This window comes from Pseudorhodoplanes sp., assembly GCF_059499825.1.
On the sequence record NZ_JCABZI010000009.1, the window covers coordinates 476,248 to 494,746 of the forward strand.

Genomic DNA, 18,499 nt, shown 5'->3' on the forward strand with positions numbered 1-18,499 from the left:
ATGAAATTCACCCTGTCCTGGCTGAAAGAGCATCTCCAGACCGACGAGCCGCTGCCGGCGATTGCCGACAAGCTCACCATGATCGGACTCGAGGTCGAAAAGATCGAAAATCCGGCCGAGAAATACGCGCCGTTCAAGGTGGTCGAAGTCATCTCCGCCGTGCAGCATCCGAATGCGGACCGGCTGCGGGTCTGCATGGTCAATACCGGCGACAGCAAGCCGCTGCAGATCGTGTGCGGTGCGCCGAATGCGCGTGGCGGCATGAAGGCAGTGCTCGGACTTCCTGGCACGTATATTCCGGCGAAAGACATCACGCTCAAGGTCGGCAAGATTCGCGACGTCGAAAGTCAGGGCATGCTGATCTCGGGCGCCGAGATCGCGTTCTCCGACGATCACTCGGGTATCATCGAAATGCCGGCCGATGCGCCGGTGGGTGTGCCGTTCGCGGAAGTGCTGGGCCTTAACGATCCGATCATCGAGATCAATCTCACGCCCAACCGCGCCGACTGCACCGGCGTGTCCGGCATCGCGCGCGATCTTGGCGCCACCGGTATCGGCAAGTTCCTCGAGCGCACGCCGAAGCCGGTGAAGGGTACGTTTCCGTGTCCCGTCAAGGTGGCCCTCGATTTCGGATCGACGCCGTCGCTCTGTCCGGGCTTTGCGCTGCGGCTGGTGCGCGGTGTGAAGAACGGCCCGTCGCCGGAATGGCTGCAGAAGCGGCTGACCGCGATCGGGCTGCGGCCGATCAATGCGCTGGTCGATATCACCAACTTCATGACCTACGACCGCGGCCGTCCGCTGCATGTCTTCGACGCGCAGAAAGTGCACGGGAATCTCGTGGTGCGCCGCGCCAAGGCGGGCGAGGAGTTGCTCGCGCTCGACGGCAAGACATACAAACTCGACGACAGCATCTGCGTGATCTCAGACGACAAGGGCGTCGAATCGCTGGCCGGCATCATGGGCGGTGAATTGTCGGGCTGTGACGAGAACACCACCGACGTGCTGATCGAATCGGCGCTCTGGGACCCGATCAATATCGCGCAGACCGGACGCAAGCTCGGCATCAATTCCGATGCGCGCTATCGCTTCGAGCGCGGCGTCGATCCGAATTTCATGGTACCCGGCCTCGAACTGGCGACGCAGATGGTGCTCCATCTCTGCGGCGGCGAGCCATCGGAGAATGTGGTGGTCGGCGGCGAGCCCGCCGACGAGCGGCCGATCGATTTTCCGCTCGACGAAGTCAAGCGCCTTGCCGGCCTCGATGTCCCGCTGGTCGAGATCAAGCGCATCCTTGGCCATCTCGGCTTTTTCGTCGCCGGCACCGGTAAGGCGGTGAAGATCGCGGTGCCGTCCTGGCGCGCCGATGTGGAAGGCAAGGCCGATATCGTCGAAGAGGTCGTGCGGATCGTCGGCGTCGATCAGGTGCCGCTGACCCCATTCGAGCGCGGCGATGCGCCCCGCAAGGCGGTGCTGACGCCGATCCAGAACCGCACCCGCAAGGCCAAGCGCGCGCTCGCCGCGCGCAATCTGGCGGAAGCGGTGACCTGGTCGTTCATCTCGAAGCCGGATGCGGAATTGTTCGGCGGCGGTCAGCCCGAACTTGCGCTTGCCAATCCGATTGCGTCGGACCTTTCCGACATGCGGCCGAGCCTTCTTCCGGGCCTCATCGCCGCGATCCAGCGCAACGCCGATCGCGGCATCGCCGATGCCGGGCTGTTCGAGGTTGGGCAGGTGTTCAAGGGCGACCGCCCCGAGGACCAGTTCATTGCCGCCGCGGGCCTGCGTCACGGTTTGTCGCGCGCGACCGGCAGCGGACGCTTCTGGGCCGGCGACAGCAAGGAGGCGGATGCGTTCGAGGCCAAGGCCGATGCGCTGGCCGCGCTTGCGGCAGCCGGCGCGCCGATGCAGGCGCTGCAGATCGTGCCCGGCGGTCCGGCCTGGTACCACCCCGGCCGGTCGGGAACGATACAGATCGGTCCGCAGAACGTGCTCGGCCATTTCGGCGAGCTGCATCCGCGCGCGCTCGAGGCGTTGAAGGCGGATGGCCCGATCGTCGGCTTCGAAGTCATTCTCGATCGTATCCCGGAGCCGAAAGCGAAACCGACCCGTGCCAGGCCCGCACTCGAATTGTCGGCATTCCAGCCGGTGTCGCGCGACTTCGCGTTCATCGTCGACAAGAGCGTGAAGGCGGCCGACCTCGTGCGCGCGGCGCAGAATGTCGACAAGAAGCTGATCACCGGCGTGACGGTGTTCGACGTCTATGAAGGCAAGGGCATCGAGCCGGGCAAGACCTCGATCGCGATCGCGGTCACTATCCAGCCGCGCGAGAAGACGATGACCGACGCCGAGATCGATGCGCTCGCCGGCAAGATCGTGGCCGAAATCGGCAAGCGCACCGGCGGCGTGCTGCGCTCATGACGCGCGACGTCATGGACAAACGTTAAGGTGCGATGCGTCGTGTTGTCGCCGCTGCTGTAGGAACAATCTCCCGCTGCATTCGTTCGAGACTCTGGACCTCGTTCAATCAAGTGGAGATCACAGTATGGCAGCATCCAAATTCCTGAGCGCCTCGGCCGGCCTGTCCGCGCTTGCTCTGGCCGCGTTTCTTGCGCCGTCGCAGGCCGCTGCAGCGCCTGCCGGAGCGGGCCTGTCGTCGCTGGGATCGGTCGATACGCAACATGTGCAGCACGTGCAATGGCGCGGCCGGGGCGGCTACTATCGCGGCCGGGGCTATGGCTATCGCGGCTACGGGTATCGTGGCTATCGAAACGGCGGCGCGGTTGCGGCCGGTGTGATCGGCGGCCTGGCGCTTGGCGCGGTTATCGCCGGCGCCAATGCGGCGCCTCCCCCGGTGGCCTATGCGCCTGCCTATGGCGGCGGGGCCGACTGGATCGCCTATTGCTCGTCGAAATACCGGTCCTTCAATCCGGCCACCGGGCTCTATCTCGGCTATGACGGCCAGTATCATCCCTGTCAGTAACGCCACGGCGCTGACACAGAGTACCAAAGGCAAAGGCCCCGCGTCGCGCGGGGCCTTTTTCATTGGGCCTGTCAGTCGGCGATATCCGGCATCAATTGCTGATCCGCGGCGTGCCGGACGGCCATTGCTGCTGCCTCGGTGCTTTCTGCTGTTCCTGCCGCCGGCGAACCGGTTGTTTCCCCGGTTGGGCTTTCTGGGCCGGCACGGTGCCGGTGAGTGGCGTTGCCACTTTAAGGGCCAGCTCCGCCGCGCGCTCGCCGGATTCCCATGCGCCGCCAACAGTGCCCCACAGCGTTTCATGCGCCGCTTCGCCCGCATAGAACACACGGTCGCGCAACGGCTCCGTCATCAGGATGCGGCGCGATGGCTGGCCGCCGACCGAGGCTGCCGAAAACGCGCCCTGCACATTCGGAACGAATGCCCATTGCGTTGCATGCGTGCGCACGACCGCATTCTTCACGTCCGCGCCGAACAGCTTGTCGAGCCAGTCGAGTGCGAAGGCCGTCATCTCGCGCTGGCCTTTCGAAGCGAGATCGCGCGCGAATGATCCGGCGATGTCCACATAAGCCAGCGACGATCCTCCGACATTTCCGAGCAGAGCAGCAGTTTGCTTGCCGTCGGCTTTCTCGAAAACCAGATCGTCGCCGGCCAGACCGAACGGATTGCCGGGAATTTGCAGCGCCACCCGCTCGTAGTGTCCGAGACGCAGGCGAGCCAGCGCGTCGAGCTGCCGCTTCGGCAAATCGGGGATGAGCTTGCCGTCGGCCAGCACGTTGGTGGACACCGTGACGATGACGGCGCGCGCCTGCAGCGCGCCCTTCCCGGTCTCGAGCGTGATGCCGCCGCGTTGCGGAGCGATGCGCGTCACCGGCGTCGACAACTGCACCGGCAGACCCTCGGCCAGCTTCGCAAGCAATGTTCCGAAACCCTGCCGGCAATAGGCGTCGACATCGCGCTCATTCGAGCGCTGGAAATCCACCACCGACAAATCCGCGAAGTCTTTTCCGCAGCTGAACGGCCCGAGATAGAATTCAATCGATGGCGCCCATTCACCGAGGTCCTTCGGCATGGCCTGCGCCAGCGACATATCTGACTTTCCGCGCGCGGCATCCTCGATCGCGCGTCGCGCGCGAACCAGGACCGCGAAAAACTGTTCGAGTTCGCTTTCGCGCGCATTGCGACGGCCGATCCGCACCTTCTGACCGGGCGGCGCCGGATAGATTTCAAGCCCGGTGCGCGGCGCGAGCTTCGAGAGCGGATTGATATCGGGGGCGTGCAGCCAGTGGGCACCGAGATCGAACGGAATTCCGAAGGTCGTGGTATCGGTGATGCAGCGGCCGCCGACCCGGTCGGCGGCCTCGAGGATCACAACGCGGCGGCCGGCGGCGGCAAGTTTCCGCGCCGCGGCAATGCCGGCGGCCCCGGCACCCACGATCGCCACATCGGTTTCGGCCGCCGTCGCCATGCGTGCCCATGCCGGGAGCGAAGTGGCTCCGGCGGTGATCGCGAGAAACTTGCGGCGGGAGATTGCGTCCATGGTTACCGGAGGCTTTGCACTCCCGCCTCACTACCCGGAAAAAGCAAGGTTTTGCAAACATCCGATGTCCGGGCTGTCACCGGGGCGTGAAACCGGTGAACCGGATTGCAACCGCTTTCGACGAAAATGCAGCAAAACAACCGGATACGCGGAGACGAGCCGCGTACGGGAGGTCACGGCCATGAGCTTCATGCTCGACGGAATCGGGCGGTTCCTTGCCCGCTATCTGGAAAAGCCGGTGCAGGGCTATGAACCCTTCACGCCGAGCGACTTCGGCGCCCTGCAGGCAACGCTGCAGCCCGGCGATGTGCTGCTGGTCGAAGGCAATAATCACGTTTCCGGCATCATCAAGTATCTCACCCAATCCACCTGGTCTCATGCCGCGCTCTATGTCGGCCGCATCGGCGATCGCGAGACCGCGGCCGGCGAACCGCTGGTCCTGGTCGAGGCCAATCTCGGGGAAGGCGTGGTCGGTGCGGAATTGTCGAAATATGCGCGCTATCACACCCGCATCTGCCGGCCGACCGGACTGACACTGGAAGATCGCGCCAGGGTCTGTGCCTATGCCAAGGAGCGGATCGGCTTCGACTACGATGTAAAGAATATCATCGACCTGATGCGCTTCCTGATGCCGCTGCCGCTGCCGCAGAAATGGCGGCGCAAGATGATGAGCATGGGCTCCGGCCATCCGACCCGGATCATCTGTTCGGCCCTCATCGCGCAGGCCTTCGACTCGGTGCGTTACCCGATCCTGCCGAAGATCAGCCGCGTGGAAAGCGAATCCGCACGCGAGGAAATACTGGAGATCCGGCACTCGTCGCTCTACGCGCCGCGTGACTTCGATATCTCTCCCTATTTCGAGGTGGTGAAACCGACGCTGGTTAACGGCTTCGATTACAAGAAAGTGCAATGGGCCGACCGGCAAGTCAGCATCGATATCGAGGTCACCGTCGAGGTCGAAAGCTCGCCCGCCGTCGGTCAGGAGTCGTCGGCCCGACCGGCGGGGAAGGCTCTGGCGGCGGCGTGAGCATTGTTTCGCTGCCGCTCCCGTAAACAAAAGACCCCGGCTGTTGGGCCGGGGCCACCGGGAGGCGGAGTGAAGATGGGACGTTGAAGCTCCGACGCCCAGCCTGTTCCAACTCGTCAGACGCGCCGGCAGTTCCCTGCGACCAAGGTTGAAGATCGGCCGCCTATTCCTGGTGCGCTTTCGCCCAAGCGAGCGCCGTATCCAGACGGTCATTGCCCCAGAACAATTCGCCGTCCGCCGTGACGAAACTCGGTGCGCCGAAAATGCCGAGTGCCGCAGCCCGCTCCGTTTCCGCCCGCAGCTTCAGTTTCACCGGCTCCAACCCCGCGTGAATAAGGATCGCAGCCGCCGGCGCGCCGGCTGCCTCCAGTTTCCCTGCGAGCACCGCCGGATCGTCGATGCGGCGGCCTTCGCCAAATTGCGCGCGAAATACGCCGCGGCAAAATGCGTCGCGCCAGGTCTGCCCCTCACCCGCGACGGCGATCCTTGCGGCTAAGAGCGAGTTCTGCGGAAACGGATCGGGGCGGCAAAACGGAATCGACAGGTCGGCGCAAAGCCGCTCGAGATCGCGCCACATATAACGGCCCTTGCTCTCGTAAATGTTGAAGGGCGACGTATCCCAGCCCTGCGCCTTGAATATCGGCCCGAGCAGGAAGGGGCGGTAGCGGATCGCAACGCCAGCGTCTTCGGCCCGTGTCTGCACGCGCATGATCGCCGGATAGGAATACGTCGATGCGAATTCGAACCAGAAATCGACAACCGGCTTGCTCATGGGACCAGGGCTCTCACCAAGCGAAGCCCGCAACAGGCAGGCAGCTGTTTTCGAAATGCGTGTGACGCTTTCCACACTCTTCGCCGCATCATAATTCCGTCACCCCGATGTCAATCGCGAACTTTAAGCCTGACCCGAGATTGGGGGACTTGGCTGTGTCACGTGCCGGACTTGTTGTCATCGGGTTAGCGACAGCGCTGACCGTAATTGTCTTCACGCTCTATCCTGAACTCGATCTCGCAATTTCCGCGGTGTTCTTCGACCCGGCGCGCGGGATTTTTCCGGCGCAGAACGACCGGTTTCTGGCCGGCTTTCGCTTCGTGACGTCTTGGGCCATCGCGATCGGCATTGCCATTCCCGCCATCGCATTGATCGGGAAGATGCTGTTTCCGTCGCGCCCGGCATTGCTTCCGGGCCGTGCCATGCTGCTGATCCTGATGTCGATCGCAATCGGACCGGGACTGATCGTGAATGCCGGCTTGAAGGAGAACTGGAATCGGCCGCGGCCCGGACTGGTCCAGGAATTTGGTGGCGCCATGAGTTTCAAACCCTGGTGGGATGCAAGCGGGGAGTGCCGCAGGAATTGCTCGTTCGTATCGGGTGAAAGTGCCGCGGCCTTCGCCATGCTGGCACCGGCCGCGCTGGTATCCGCGCCGTGGCAGATGACGGCGATCGGCGCGGCGGCATTGTTCGGCGCAATGATGGGCTTCCTGCGCGTGGCGTTCGGCGGCCACTTCTTTACCGACGTGCTGTTCGCCGGCGCATTAAGCGCGTTGCTGGTCTGGACCCTGCACGGGTGGCTGTATCGCTGGCGCCTGCGGGCGCTGTCGGACAGCAGGATCGAGGATGCGCTCGGCGATGCCGGCCGTCGCGCGCGGGCGGGCGTTGCCACCATTGGTCAAAGGCTCGGAGCGGCGCGGGGCTTCGTGATGGCCGGCATCGGTTCCCGGCTCGCTCGGGTCTCGGGGGCTGCCTCACGGCGCTGATCGCTGTCGCTGCCGAAGCGTTGCGGCCGCGCCGACGATCCTTAGACTTGCCGGAACCGGGCCCGACGTCGCGACGTTGCGCCTGCAGGCAAAGGGATCGATTCCATGCGCATGATTCTGGTTGCAGTGGCGGCAATGCTTGTCGCGGGCGTTCTCGGCGGTGGGTCTGCCCAGGCCCAGGAATATCCCTGGTGCGCGCGATACGACTGGACGACGCGCAATTGCGGCTTTGTCAGCTTCCAGCAATGCCTCGCTACCATCTCCGGCATCGGCGGGCGCTGCGAGCAAAACCCGCGATACGTGCCGCCGCAGAGGCGGAAAAAGCAGCCCGCCCGGAGCACGCGGTAGGGCTGCCGACCCGGCACCGCGGTCCGGCCGATTTTTACCCAAACAGCCGGCTCGGTCGCCGACGCGGCTCTGTCTTTTCATCGGGGCAAGTTGCACCGGTTCCGGTTCTGCCTATAGTCCCGCCCGCCTTCAGGCGCGACCAGGACGTGGACACCGTTTTCCCGTCCGGTCGCCAATGATCAGACGGAACTGGATCCATGGCCGACAACCCGAAAAAAGACGTCAAAAAGGTCGTTCTCGCCTATTCGGGCGGCCTCGACACCTCGATCATCCTGAAGTGGCTGCAGACCACCTATGGCTGCGAGGTGGTGACCTTCACCGCCGACCTCGGCCAGGGCGAGGAGCTCGAACCGGCGCGCGCCAAGGCGATCCTGCTCGGCATCAAGCCGGAAAACATCTTCATCGAGGACCTGCGCGAGGAATTCGTCCGCGACTACGTGTTCCCGATGTTCCGCGCCAACACCGTCTACGAGGGCCAGTATCTGCTCGGCACTTCGATTGCGCGGCCGCTGATCGCCAAGAAACAGATCGAGATCGCCGAGAAGGTGGGGGCTGATGCGGTGTGTCACGGCGCCACCGGCAAGGGCAACGATCAGGTTCGCTTCGAGCTGACCTATTACGCACTGAAGCCCGACATCACAATCATTGCGCCGTGGCGCGAATGGGATTTGCGCTCGCGCGAGCAATTGATCGCGTTCGCGGAAATGCACCAGATCCCGATTGCCAAGGACAAGCGCGGCGAGGCGCCATTCTCGGTCGATGCGAACCTCCTGCACGCGTCATCCGAAGGCAAGGTGCTGGAAGATCCATCGCAGGAAGTGCCGGACTATGTCTATTCGCGCACCGATGATCCGGTGACCGCGCCGGACAAGCCGACGATCATCACCATCGATTTCGAGAAGGGCGATCCGGTCGCCATCGACGGCAAGAAAATGTCGCCGGCGACGCTGCTCAAGGCGCTCAACGATCTCGGCAAGATCAACGGCATCGGCCGGCTCGATCTGGTCGAGAACCGCTTCGTCGGTATGAAGTCGCGCGGCATGTACGAGACGCCCGGCGGCACCATTCTGCTGGCCGCGCATCGCGGCATCGAGAGCATTACGCTCGATCGCGGCGCCGGGCATCTCAAGGACGAGCTGATGCCGAAATATGCCGAGCTGATCTATAACGGCTTCTGGTTCACGCCCGAGCGCGAGATGCTGCAGGCCGCGATCGACAAGTCGCAGGAGCACGTGACCGGGCGCGTGACGCTGAAGCTTTACAAGGGCAGCGCGTGGGTGATTGGCCGCGAGAGCCCGTATTCGCTGTACGATCAGGATCTCGTCACCTTCGAGGAAGGCGCGGTCGCTTACGATCACCGCGATGCCGCGGGCTTCATCCGGCTCAATGCGCTGCGGCTGCGCACCCTCGGACAGCGCCGGAAGAAGCGAAATCTTTAGCCGAACGCAGCCCGGACTGAGCAGAACGACATCCGGGGAGCGCCGCGCCGCATTTCGCTGCGCTCAAGGCAGGCTAGGTCCGCATAAAAATGGCCGGGCGTTTGCCCGGCCATTCGCATGTAGTGCTTCGCAGACGCGGCCTTATTGCGGGGGCGCTCCCGCCGCCTGACCCTGCTGCAGCAGCGGCGTGATGCGGCGAACCGTGACGCGCCGGTTGGCGCGTTCAGGCCCTTGGCTCGGGATTTTCATCTGCTGAGAGCCATAACCCTGGGTCGTCAGGTTCTCCGGCGGAATCTGGAACTGGTCGGTGAGAATGATCGACACCGCTTCCGCGCGGCGGTCCGACAGCGACAGGTTGTCGTCGTCGTTGCCGACCGCATCGGTGTGGCCTTCGATCAGGAACACCTCGTCCGGGTTCTGGGCAATCGCGCGCTTGATGCCCTCGGCGATTGGCGCGAGCCGGTTATACTGGTCCGGAGAAATCTCCCACGATCCCGTATCGAAGGTGATGGTGTCGAGATCGATCCGCGGCATGCGATCGCGCACCTCCGGGCTGTAGCGGATTTCGTCGAGCGTATAGGCGCGGGGCAGCGCCTCGACCGGCGGTGCCATCAGCGCGCCGTAGATATATTCCGGCGGCGCGTATTCGGCCTCTACGATGTAGCGTTCGCGGGGGATCGCCAGCGCTCCGAGGGCAAGTGCAGGCAGAGCCACATAGAACGAGTCATAGCGGCGCCCGCCGCGCGGACGGTTGTCGATGATAACGACTTCCCGGCCGTTGACGTAGCGCGAGCGCCGGATCAGCCGCCCGTCCGGTCCGGTCACCGTAACGAAACGTTGGCCGTTGGGGCCGACCACAACGGTGCGGGTCTCGTTGCCGAAGCGCTGCACGTTGACGTCGCGGCCGGTGCGGCGGAAGCGATCGTTCTCATCGCGGCGGATGAACGTGCGGTTACCGTCGCGAACGATGGTCCGGTTGCCTTCCTGAATGATGGTGCGATTTCCGTCGCGGGTAACGCGGCGCTCACCGCGCACATCGTCGATCCTGCGCACGTTGTCGCGGTCGCGACGATCCTGGCGAGAATCCTGCCGCTGATCGTTCTGATTGCGGTCGCGCCCCTGCTGACGGTCTTGTTGACGGTCCTGCTGATCCTGCTGCCGCCCGCGGCGATCCTCGCGCTGCTTCTGCTCTTCCTGCCGCCTCTGATCCTGGCGCTGCTGTTGTTGCTGCTGACGCTGCTGCTGCTCCTGCTGGCGGCGCTGCTGCTGCTCCTGCTGCTGTTTTTGCCTATCCTGCTGCCTCTGATCCTGGCGTTGCTGTTGCTGCTGCCGTTGCTGGTCCTGGCGCTGCTGACGCTGTTGCTGCTCCTGCTGGCGCCGCTGCTGATTGTCCTGCTGCCGCTGTTGTTGGTCCTGCCGCCGCTGATCCTGGCGTTGCTGCTGTTGCTGCTGCCGCTGCTGCTGACGTTGCTGTTGCTCCTGCTGGCGCTGCTGGTTTTGGCCGCCGCCCATCCCGCCGCCGCCGCCGCCGCCCATGCCGCCGCCTCCACCACCTCCGCCGCCGCCGCCGCCCATGCCGCCGCCTCCACCACCTCCGCCGCCTTGGCCTTGTTGGCGACCACCACCGCCGCCGCCACCGCCGCCGCCACCGCCGCCACCCATGCCGCCTTGCTGCTGGCCACCGCCGCCCATGCCGCCCATGCCACCGCCCTGGCCGCCACCACCCATGCCGCCCATGCCGCCCTGGTCTTGCTGGGCGCGGGCAGAGAAGTTTCCGTCAAAGTTCGAAACGGACATGAAGGCATAAGCGGACAGGATCGCCGCTCCGATCAGGAGTAGGCTCTTCGGTTGCATATCGGACTCGCTGGTTAGGAGGACGCTTTCCCGGACGTCGAAGGCTGCGCGCTGCCGGGTACGGCAATGTGCTGCTGGATACAGATTGCCCTAAATCAGGGTTCGGAAGCAAATACCGGATTGTTCTCCGCGATCCCGTCGCCGCATGGTGGGTCGGAGCCAAAAAATGGCCGGGAGTCCCCGGCCATTTTGCATTCACGTATGTCGCAAGCTATCGCGGCGCCGGCCCGCCCGCTGCCTGACCCTGCTGCAGCAGCGGTGTAATCCGCCGCACGGTCACGCGGCGATTGGCGCGCTCTGCAGCCTGGGTTTGCACCTTGAGCTGCTGCGAACCATAGCCCTGCGTTGCCAGATTTTCCGGCGGTATCTGGAAATGGTCGGTCAGAATGATCGACACCGCTTCCGCCCGGCGATCCGACAGCGACAGGTTGTCGTCGTCATTGCCGGTTGCGTCGGTATGCCCCTCGATCAGGAACACCTCATCGGGGTTGCGCGAGAGCGCCCGCTTGATGCCGTCGGCGATCGGCGCCAGCCGGTCATATTGGTCCGGCGCGATGTCCCACGATCCGAGATCGAAGGTGACGGTATTGAGATCGATCCGCGGCATGCGGTCGCGCAGCTCCGGGCTGTACCGGATCTCGTCGAGGGTATAGGCGCGGGGGACCGCCTCCACCGGCGGGGCCATCAGCGCGTCGTAGATGTATTCCGGCGGCGCACTCTCCGCCTCCACGATATAGCGGTCGCGCGGGATGGCGAGCGACGCGATCGCGAGCGCCGGTAGCGTGACGAAAAATGCATCGGCACGACGACCGCCGCGCGGGCGGTTATCGATGATGATGACCTCGCGATTGTTGACGAAGCGCGAGCGGCGCAGCAGCCGCCCGTTCGCGTCGGTGACGGTGACGATGCGCTCGCCGTTCGGGCCGACCACCACGGTCCGGGTTTCGTTGCCGACGCGCTGGACATTCACATCGCGACCGACGCGGCGGAACCGGTCGGATTCGTCGCGGCGGATGATGGTGCGGGTGCCATCGCGCACGATAGTCCGGTTGCCTTCCTGGATGATGGTCCGGTCGCCCTCCTTGCGCTCGCGGCGTTCGCCGCGAATGTCGTCCAGCCTGCGCGCGTTGTTATCGCGGCCGGATTGACCGCCGCGCTGCTCACCGGACTGACCGCCGCGCTGCTCCTGTTGCTGGCCATTGCGCTGATCCCGAGGTTGATCCCGGCGCTCCTGACCCTGATTGCCCTGATCGCGCGGCTTGTCCTGCGGCTGGTTCTGCGGCTGGTTCTGATCGCGCCTCTGGTCCTGGCGTTGGTCCTGGCGCTGCCCGCGTTCATCGCGGCGCTCCTGCTGCTTCTTCTCCTGCTCGAGACGCTGTTCCTGCCGCCTATGTTGCTGCTGCTTCTGCTGGTCGTCCCTCAGCTCCTGCCGCTGCTCTTTCTGCTGCTGCCGTTGCTGCTTGTCTTCGTTGCGCTGTTCCTGCCGCTGCCGCAATTCCTGGCGTTGCTCGCGGCGCTCCCTGCCCTTGGTATCCTGGTCACGCTGCTCCTGCCGAAGTTCTTGCCGCTGTTGGTTCTGCTGCTGCTCCTGACTACGACGCTCCTGCCGCTGGTCGCGCTTCTGGTCCTGCTTCTGGTCGCGCCGTTGGTCGCCTTTATTTTGCTCCTGGTCCTGTTGCGCCAGAATGAAATTTGCAGACAGGTCGCGCGCTGAACCTGAGTGTCCGAAAGCAACTACGGAAATGGCGGCTCCGGTCAGGAGCAGTCCTTTTAGACGCATCTTGTTCTCGCTTGTTCGAATGAGGAATTTCAGGGCGGGCGCGGCTCACCGCTTCCGCCCTGTCCGTCGGTCGTTTCATTTTATTTGTAGAATGCAACGATGGCGGGGACGTGGCCCTCCGATTAACGTCCGTCAATCGGACCACTCACTTGTGGTTCATTCACGTGCCGCTTGCTTGCAGGCCGCTCGCTTGCGCAGGACACGTACAGACGCGCATCAGCCCATCGCAACCTTCTTGTTATCGCCCATGTCCGGCCGCTTGCCGGTCGCCGCAGCGATCGCCATTTTGACACTGCTGACGACCTTGCCGGGGCCTTCCCAAAATTGCGCATCCTCCGGCGTGACCTTGAGCATGCGAATGTTTGGATCGTCCGGCGAATCCCACCACGCCTTCGCGGGCGTCGACCACAAGTCGCGGATCACGCCGCGGTCGGCTGACACTTCGGCCGGGCCGGAGAGCGACACGAAGCGCTCGCTGCCGGGGTCAGCGAATGCCAGGCACACCTTGGGATATTTGCGGATATCGTCGTCTTTGTGGTGACGCACATCAGTCAGGAAATAGACTGCGTTGTTCTTGCGCCGTACGAAGGCGCCCATCGGGCGGGAGGTGAGTTCGTTGCCGTCCCAGCTCGCCAGCATGCAGATGGAAATCTTCTCCATCAGGTCCCACACACGTTCGGCATCGTCGCTCATGCGGTACTCCTCGGCTGTTCGCTTATTTCAACAGACGTTAACTGCGGGATCGGGCAGACGTTCCCGGGCCGCATCGACGGCGCGCGCTGGTGCTTTGGTATGTACCGGGGAACGGGTCAGGAGGCGGGGCAGATCACGCGCGATCGAAAAAGTTCGGATCGCACCTGCAATATGTCTGTCACGGACCGCTCATAGGTATTTTCGACGGAACCATGAAAGGGTTCAGCCATGCGTAGGCCGATACTGGCGTCAGCAATCCTCGCGATCGCCATCTCCGCATCGTCCGCCCAGACCGTCTATCCGGTCGATCGCGCCGGCATTCTCGCGGGAGCGCGTTTCGACGTGAAGGTCGAGTTCCCGGGCCTCGTTGCGCCTGGCGATACGATGCTGACCGTGAACGGCGCCGACCACGCAGCCATCTTCGGCAAGGCCGCGCAATTCATCGCGCGCGAGGACGGCAAGGAGCAATCCGCGTTGATCCTGCGCGATGTGTCGCTCGACCGGCCGGGCGAATATCTCGTCAAGGTCGCGGCGCCGGGCGTCTCCGGTGAAATTCGCTGGACCGTTTACGACACGCCACCGCGCAAGGCGAAGAACGTCGTGCTGCTGATCGGGGACGGGCTCTCGCTCGCGCACCGGACCGCCGCGCGCCTGCTGTCGAAGGGCATCGCCGAGGGCAAGGCCTTCGGCAAGCTTGCGATGGACGACATGCCACAGATGGCGCTGGTCGCCACCGCCGGCACCGATTCGATCATCACCGATTCCGCAAACTCCGCGAGCGCCTATGCAACCGGACACAAGACCGCGGCCGGTGCGATGGGCGTCTATGCCGACCGCACGGCGGACCCGTTCGACGACCCTCGCGTCGAGACCCTTGTCAGCCTGGTGAAGCGGCGCAACGCCATGGCGGTAGGGATCGTCACCGATACCGAGATTCAGGATGCGACGCCGGCCGCGATGGTCGCACATACGCGGCGGCGGGGTGCCTACGATCAGATCGTCGCGCAATATTTTGCCGCGCAGCCCGACGTGCTGATGGGCGGCGGACTTGCAAATTTCCTGCCCCAGGGCGCCGAAGGTGCGCGGCGGCGTGATCAGATCGACTATGTCGCGCGGTTCAAGGACGCGGGCTATGCCTTCGCGGCGAACGCGGCCGAGCTGAAGGCGCTGCCGCAGGATACGCGGCGCCTGCTAGGCCTGTTCAATCTGCGCAACATGGACGGCGTGCTGGATCGCAAATTCCTGAAAGCCGGCAGCGTCAGGCGCTTTGCCGATCAACCGGACCTCACCGAGATGACCGCGAAGGCGCTCGATATCCTGTCGCAGAATCCGAACGGCTTCTTCCTGATGGTCGAAGCCGGGATGATCGACAAATACACGCATCTGCTCGACATGGAGCGTGCGGTCTACGACACCATCATGTTCGATAACACGGTGAAGTTGGTGCGCGACTGGTCGAAGGCGCGCGGCGACGACACGTTGATCCTGGTGCTCGCCGACCACGCCCATCCGGTTGCAATCGTCGGCACCATCGATGACGACATGGCCAGCGAACCGAACGTGCCATTACGCGAGCGTGTGCGCGTCTACGGCGCGGCCGGCTTCCCGAATTACGCCGCGCCGGATGAGGAGGGCTACCCCGCTCGCGTCGATGTCAGCCGGAGACTGGCGATGTTCTCTGCGAGCCTGCCGGACCATTACGAAACCTTCCGGCCCAGGCTCGACGATCCGAACCAGCCGACAGTTGCTGGCAAGGTGCCCGGCAGCTTCGAGGCCAACGAGCGCTACAAGAGCATGCCCGGCGCAGTGTTCCGGCTCGGAAACCTGCCGCGGCTCGTCAATTCCAGCGTGCATTCCGGCGAGGACATCATCGTCACCGCGTCCGGTCCGGGCAGCGAGGGCGTCCGCGGCCAGTTGGACAACACGGATGTGTTCCGCGTGATGGCGGAGGCGCTGGGGCTCGGCTCGGCTAGCAGCACGACATCGAAGGCCGCACCATAGGTTTGATCTGCTTTAGCTTCGTAATCACCCTAGCGACAGCTATCGAACACGACTTCCACACGCCGGTTTTTCTGGCGACCTTCCGGATAATCCTTGCCGTCTTCGGTCGTATTGGCTGCGACCGGCTTGGCTTTGCCGTACCCCTTGATCGCGGTGGCTGCCGGAATGGCGCCGCGTTGCGACAGCCAGTCGCGCACAGTCTTGGCCCGCGCTTCGGACAGTTTCTGGTTGTAGCTGTCGGAACCGATCGCATCGGTATGGCCCTCGACCAGCGCCGGCTTGCTGCCGAGCTTCTGGATTTCGGGCAACGCGGCGACAAGCGTTTCTTCCGCATCAATGCGCAGAGCGGCTTTATCGAAATCGAACAGCGCGTCGCCGACCACGCTCAGACGGCGTTCGCATGCGCCGCTCTGGATCGTCTTCACCGCCTGGATACCCTTCGGGACCTGGATGTCGCCCGGGACCTGCCAGGTGCCGCGAGGCACCTGAATCTCGCCCGGTGTCTGAATGGTGCCTTTCGGGACCCGGATCTCGCCCGGTGTCTGGATGGTGCCCTTTGGTGCCTGGATCTGCCCCGGCTGCTGAATGGTGCCTTGGGCGCTTGCCGACATCGCGCTGGCGAGCAGGAGCAAAAGGCTTACGCAAACCTCACGCATGACAAGCCTCCGATTGAAACGGGCGTTCGCGGTCTTCGACGCATGCAAACGCGCATGCGTTCGGATGATTAGACCGGCATGCTTAACGGCGGATTGCGGCGAATCCCGTGGGTGTCAAGGCGCTGCGATCACGGTTGCGCGACCGGAAGCCAAAGCGCGATCAAGCTGCGGCGCCAGGTTTTGCTGCTGGTGAACGCCGATTGCACCGGGGCATCGCCCTCACCGTGATAAACCGCCTCGATATTGTGACCGTCCGGGTCGCGCGCGAAGGCCGCATAATAACTCGGATGATAATGCGCGCGTATGCCGGGCGCGCCGTTGTCGCGACCGCCTGCCGCAAGCGCGGCGGTGTAGAAGGCATCGACGGAGGCACGGTCTTTCGCCGCGAATGCCACATGAAGCGGTTTGTTCAGCGAACCTTCGCCGCCGATCCAAAAATCCGGCTTGCCGCCGATGCCGAAGCCGCAAGCGGAGGCGCCATTATGGTCTTGCTGGACTTCCACGATCAGTGTGTAGCCGAGCGGTGCGAGCGCAGCGGCGTAGAAGGCCTTGGCGCGCGCATAGTCGGAAACAGGAAAGCCGATATGGTCGATCATGAAACCGCATAATCGGGAAGGCTCGCGAGCGGCGGCTAGACCTGCCGCTCGACCATCATCTTCTTGATGTCGGCGATTTCCTTCGCCGGATTGAGGCCTTTCGGACAGGCCTTCGAGCAGTTCAGGATGGTGTGGCAACGATACAGCCGGAACGGATCCTCGACGAAGTCGAGCCGCTCTCCGGTTGCTTCATCGCGCGAATCCTTCAGCCAGCGGCCGGCCTGCAGCAGCGCGGCCGGGCCGAGATAGCGGTCGCCATTCCACCAATAGCTTGGGCAGGATGTGGTGCAGCAGGCGCACAGGATGCACTCGTAAAGCCCGTCGAGCTTCTTGCGGTCGTCCTCGCTCTGGCGCCATTCCTTCTGCGGTGTCGGCGTCTCGGTTTTCAGCCATGGTTCGACCGACGCATATTGCGCATAGAACTGGGTGAGATCGGGCACCAGGTCCTTGATCACCGGCATGTGCGGCAGCGGATAAATTTTCACCGTGCCCTTGATCTCGTCCATGCCGCGCGTGCAGGCGAGCGTGTTGGTGCCGTCGATATTCATCGAGCAAGAGCCGCACACGCCCTCGCGGCATGAGCGCCGGAAGGTCAGCGTGGCGTCGATGTTGGACTTGATCCAGATCAGCGCATCCAGAACCATCGGGCCGCAATCGTCCATATCGACCTTGTAGACGTCGACACGCGGATTGTTGCCGTCGTCCGGATTCCAGCGATAGACGCGAAACTCGCGCTCGTTCTTCGCACCCGGTTTGCTAGGCCAAGTCTTGCCTTCGGTGACCTTGGAATTTCTCGGCAGCGTGAATTCGACCATGATCTGTGTGCTTCCTCAGTACACCCGCGCCATCAGTAAACCCGAGCTTTGGGCTCGATATAGGCGATGTCGTTCGTCATCGTGTAGGTGTGCACCGGCCGGTACTCGATCGAGACCTTGCCGGTCTTCGGATCGAACCACGCGAGCGTGTGCTTCATCCAGTTCTTGTCGTCGCGATCGGGGAAGTCCTCGCGCGCGTGCGAGCCGCGGCTCTCGGTGCGGTTCTGTGCCGAATCCATCGTCACCACCGCCTGGGCGATCAGGTTGTCGAGTTCGAGCGTCTCGACCAGATCGGAATTCCAGGTCAGCGAGCGGTCGGTGACCCGCACGTCGGGCATGCCGGTATAGACCTCGTGGATCAGCTTGTGGCCCTCGTCGAGGGTCTCGCCGGTGCGGAACACCGCGCAGTAACCCTGCATGACCTTCTGCATCTTGAGCCGCAGGTCAGCGGTCGGGGTGCCGCCATTGGCGTGACGGAACTTGTCGAGACGCGAGAGCGAGAGGTCTGCCGAATTCTTCGGCAGGTCCGGCTGCTTGCCGTTCTTCTCCACGGTCTGGCTGCAGCGCTCCGCGGCGGCGCGTCCGAACACCACAAGGTCGATCAGCGAGTTCGAGCCGAGGCGATTGGCGCCGTGTACCGACACGCAGGCCGCTTCGCCGAGTGCCATCAGGCCCGGCACCACGGTGTCGGGATTGCCATTCTTCTTGGTCAGCACCTCGCCGTGGAAGTTCGTCGGGATGCCGCCCATGTTGTAATGCACCGTCGGCAGCACCGGGATCGGCTCCTTGGTCAGGTCGACGCCGGCAAAGATGCGGGCGCTTTCGGAGATGCCCGGCAGACGTTCGTGCAGCACCTCGGGCGTGAGATGGTCGAGGTGCAGATAGATATGATCCTTGTTCTTGCCGACACCGCGGCCTTCGCGGATCTCGATCGTCATCGAGCGCGAGACGACGTCGCGTGAGGCGAGGTCCTTGGCCGACGGCGCGTAGCGCTCCATGAAGCGCTCGCCCTCGG

At 63.9% G+C, this 18,499-nt stretch carries 17 protein-coding genes and 1 pseudogene; 9 read left to right on the forward strand and 9 right to left on the reverse strand.

Features of this window, described 5'->3' with window-relative positions:
* Positions 1–2,418 (forward strand): phenylalanine--tRNA ligase subunit beta, encoded by a 2,418-nt coding sequence (gene pheT / locus AC5I5I_RS13710; protein WP_495973842.1) that lies wholly within the window; start codon positions 1–3, stop codon positions 2,416–2,418.
* Positions 2,419–2,542: 124 nt separating this feature from the next.
* Entirely contained in the window at positions 2,543–2,980 is a 438-nt protein-coding gene (locus AC5I5I_RS13715) for a BA14K family protein (RefSeq protein WP_495973844.1), read from the forward strand.
* Between the two features lie 91 nt (positions 2,981–3,071).
* On the opposite strand, the gene AC5I5I_RS13720 is transcribed toward AC5I5I_RS13715, so the two are convergent.
* Complete coding sequence (locus AC5I5I_RS13720) at positions 3,072–4,517, reverse strand: flavin monoamine oxidase family protein (RefSeq protein ID WP_495973846.1); 1,446 nt, start codon at positions 4,515–4,517, stop codon at positions 3,072–3,074.
* Between the two features lie 181 nt (positions 4,518–4,698).
* On the opposite strand from AC5I5I_RS13720, the gene AC5I5I_RS13725 reads away from it, so the two are divergent.
* On the forward strand, positions 4,699–5,544 hold the full coding sequence (locus AC5I5I_RS13725) for a YiiX/YebB-like N1pC/P60 family cysteine hydrolase (protein WP_495973848.1): 846 nt from the start codon (positions 4,699–4,701) through the stop codon (positions 5,542–5,544).
* Between the two features lie 163 nt (positions 5,545–5,707).
* Here the strand turns inward: AC5I5I_RS13725 and AC5I5I_RS13730 are convergent, their stop codons facing one another.
* The gene (locus AC5I5I_RS13730; protein WP_495973850.1) at positions 5,708–6,316 is read right to left on the reverse strand and encodes a 2-hydroxychromene-2-carboxylate isomerase; all 609 of its coding nucleotides are present in this window, start codon (positions 6,314–6,316) and stop codon (positions 5,708–5,710) included.
* A gap of 155 nt (positions 6,317–6,471) precedes the next feature.
* Between AC5I5I_RS13730 and AC5I5I_RS13735 the strand changes: the two genes are divergently transcribed.
* The 3 genes from AC5I5I_RS13735 (at position 6,472) to AC5I5I_RS13745 (ending at position 9,089) form a co-directional block, all read left to right on the forward strand.
* A complete protein-coding gene (locus AC5I5I_RS13735; protein ID WP_495973914.1) occupies positions 6,472–7,302 on the forward strand; it encodes a phosphatase PAP2 family protein in 831 nt (276 codons plus the stop codon).
* A 105-nt stretch (positions 7,303–7,407) separates the two neighbouring features.
* Positions 7,408–7,650, forward strand: coding sequence for a DUF3551 domain-containing protein (locus tag AC5I5I_RS13740; protein WP_495973852.1), 243 nt, complete (start codon positions 7,408–7,410; stop codon positions 7,648–7,650).
* 197 nt (positions 7,651–7,847) lie between these two features.
* Positions 7,848–9,089, forward strand: coding sequence for an argininosuccinate synthase (locus tag AC5I5I_RS13745; protein ID WP_495973854.1), 1,242 nt, complete (start codon positions 7,848–7,850; stop codon positions 9,087–9,089).
* A gap of 141 nt (positions 9,090–9,230) precedes the next feature.
* On the opposite strand, the gene AC5I5I_RS13750 is transcribed toward AC5I5I_RS13745, so the two are convergent.
* Positions 9,231–9,914, reverse strand: a complete 684-nt coding sequence (locus tag AC5I5I_RS13750; protein ID WP_495973856.1) for an OmpA family protein — start codon at positions 9,912–9,914, stop codon at positions 9,231–9,233.
* A gap of 12 nt (positions 9,915–9,926) precedes the next feature.
* On the opposite strand from AC5I5I_RS13750, the gene AC5I5I_RS13755 reads away from it, so the two are divergent.
* Positions 9,927–10,928, forward strand: a complete 1,002-nt coding sequence (locus AC5I5I_RS13755; RefSeq protein ID WP_495973858.1) for a hypothetical protein — start codon at positions 9,927–9,929, stop codon at positions 10,926–10,928.
* A gap of 226 nt (positions 10,929–11,154) precedes the next feature.
* On the opposite strand, the gene AC5I5I_RS13760 is transcribed toward AC5I5I_RS13755, so the two are convergent.
* A complete protein-coding gene (locus tag AC5I5I_RS13760) occupies positions 11,155–11,982 on the reverse strand; it encodes an OmpA family protein (protein ID WP_495973860.1) in 828 nt (275 codons plus the stop codon).
* Positions 11,983–12,087: 105 nt separating this feature from the next.
* Between AC5I5I_RS13760 and AC5I5I_RS13765 the strand changes: the two genes are divergently transcribed.
* Positions 12,088–12,657: a hypothetical protein gene (locus tag AC5I5I_RS13765; RefSeq protein ID WP_495973862.1), complete on the forward strand. Its 570-nt coding sequence runs from the start codon at positions 12,088–12,090 to the stop codon at positions 12,655–12,657.
* Between the two features lie 282 nt (positions 12,658–12,939).
* On the opposite strand, the gene AC5I5I_RS13770 is transcribed toward AC5I5I_RS13765, so the two are convergent.
* On the reverse strand, positions 12,940–13,416 hold the full coding sequence (locus AC5I5I_RS13770; RefSeq protein WP_495973864.1) for a pyridoxamine 5'-phosphate oxidase family protein: 477 nt from the start codon (positions 13,414–13,416) through the stop codon (positions 12,940–12,942).
* A gap of 228 nt (positions 13,417–13,644) precedes the next feature.
* On the opposite strand from AC5I5I_RS13770, the gene AC5I5I_RS13775 reads away from it, so the two are divergent.
* A complete protein-coding gene (locus AC5I5I_RS13775) occupies positions 13,645–15,417 on the forward strand; it encodes an alkaline phosphatase (RefSeq protein ID WP_495973866.1) in 1,773 nt (590 codons plus the stop codon).
* A 29-nt stretch (positions 15,418–15,446) separates the two neighbouring features.
* Here AC5I5I_RS13775 and AC5I5I_RS13780 read toward each other — a convergent pair whose 3' ends face one another.
* The 4 genes and pseudogenes from AC5I5I_RS13780 to AC5I5I_RS13795 form a co-directional block, all read right to left on the reverse strand.
* Positions 15,447–16,073 (reverse strand): OmpA family protein, encoded by a 627-nt coding sequence (locus AC5I5I_RS13780; protein ID WP_495973868.1) that lies wholly within the window; start codon positions 16,071–16,073, stop codon positions 15,447–15,449.
* Between the two features lie 224 nt (positions 16,074–16,297).
* Positions 16,298–16,669, reverse strand: a pseudogene (locus AC5I5I_RS13785) (VOC family protein); the annotation flags it as partial.
* Positions 16,670–16,704: 35 nt separating this feature from the next.
* A complete protein-coding gene (locus tag AC5I5I_RS13790) occupies positions 16,705–17,484 on the reverse strand; it encodes a succinate dehydrogenase iron-sulfur subunit (protein WP_495973870.1) in 780 nt (259 codons plus the stop codon).
* Positions 17,485–17,516: 32 nt separating this feature from the next.
* Positions 17,517–18,499: FAD-binding protein (locus AC5I5I_RS13795; RefSeq protein ID WP_495973872.1), on the reverse strand; the 983-nt coding region annotated here is incomplete at its 5' end.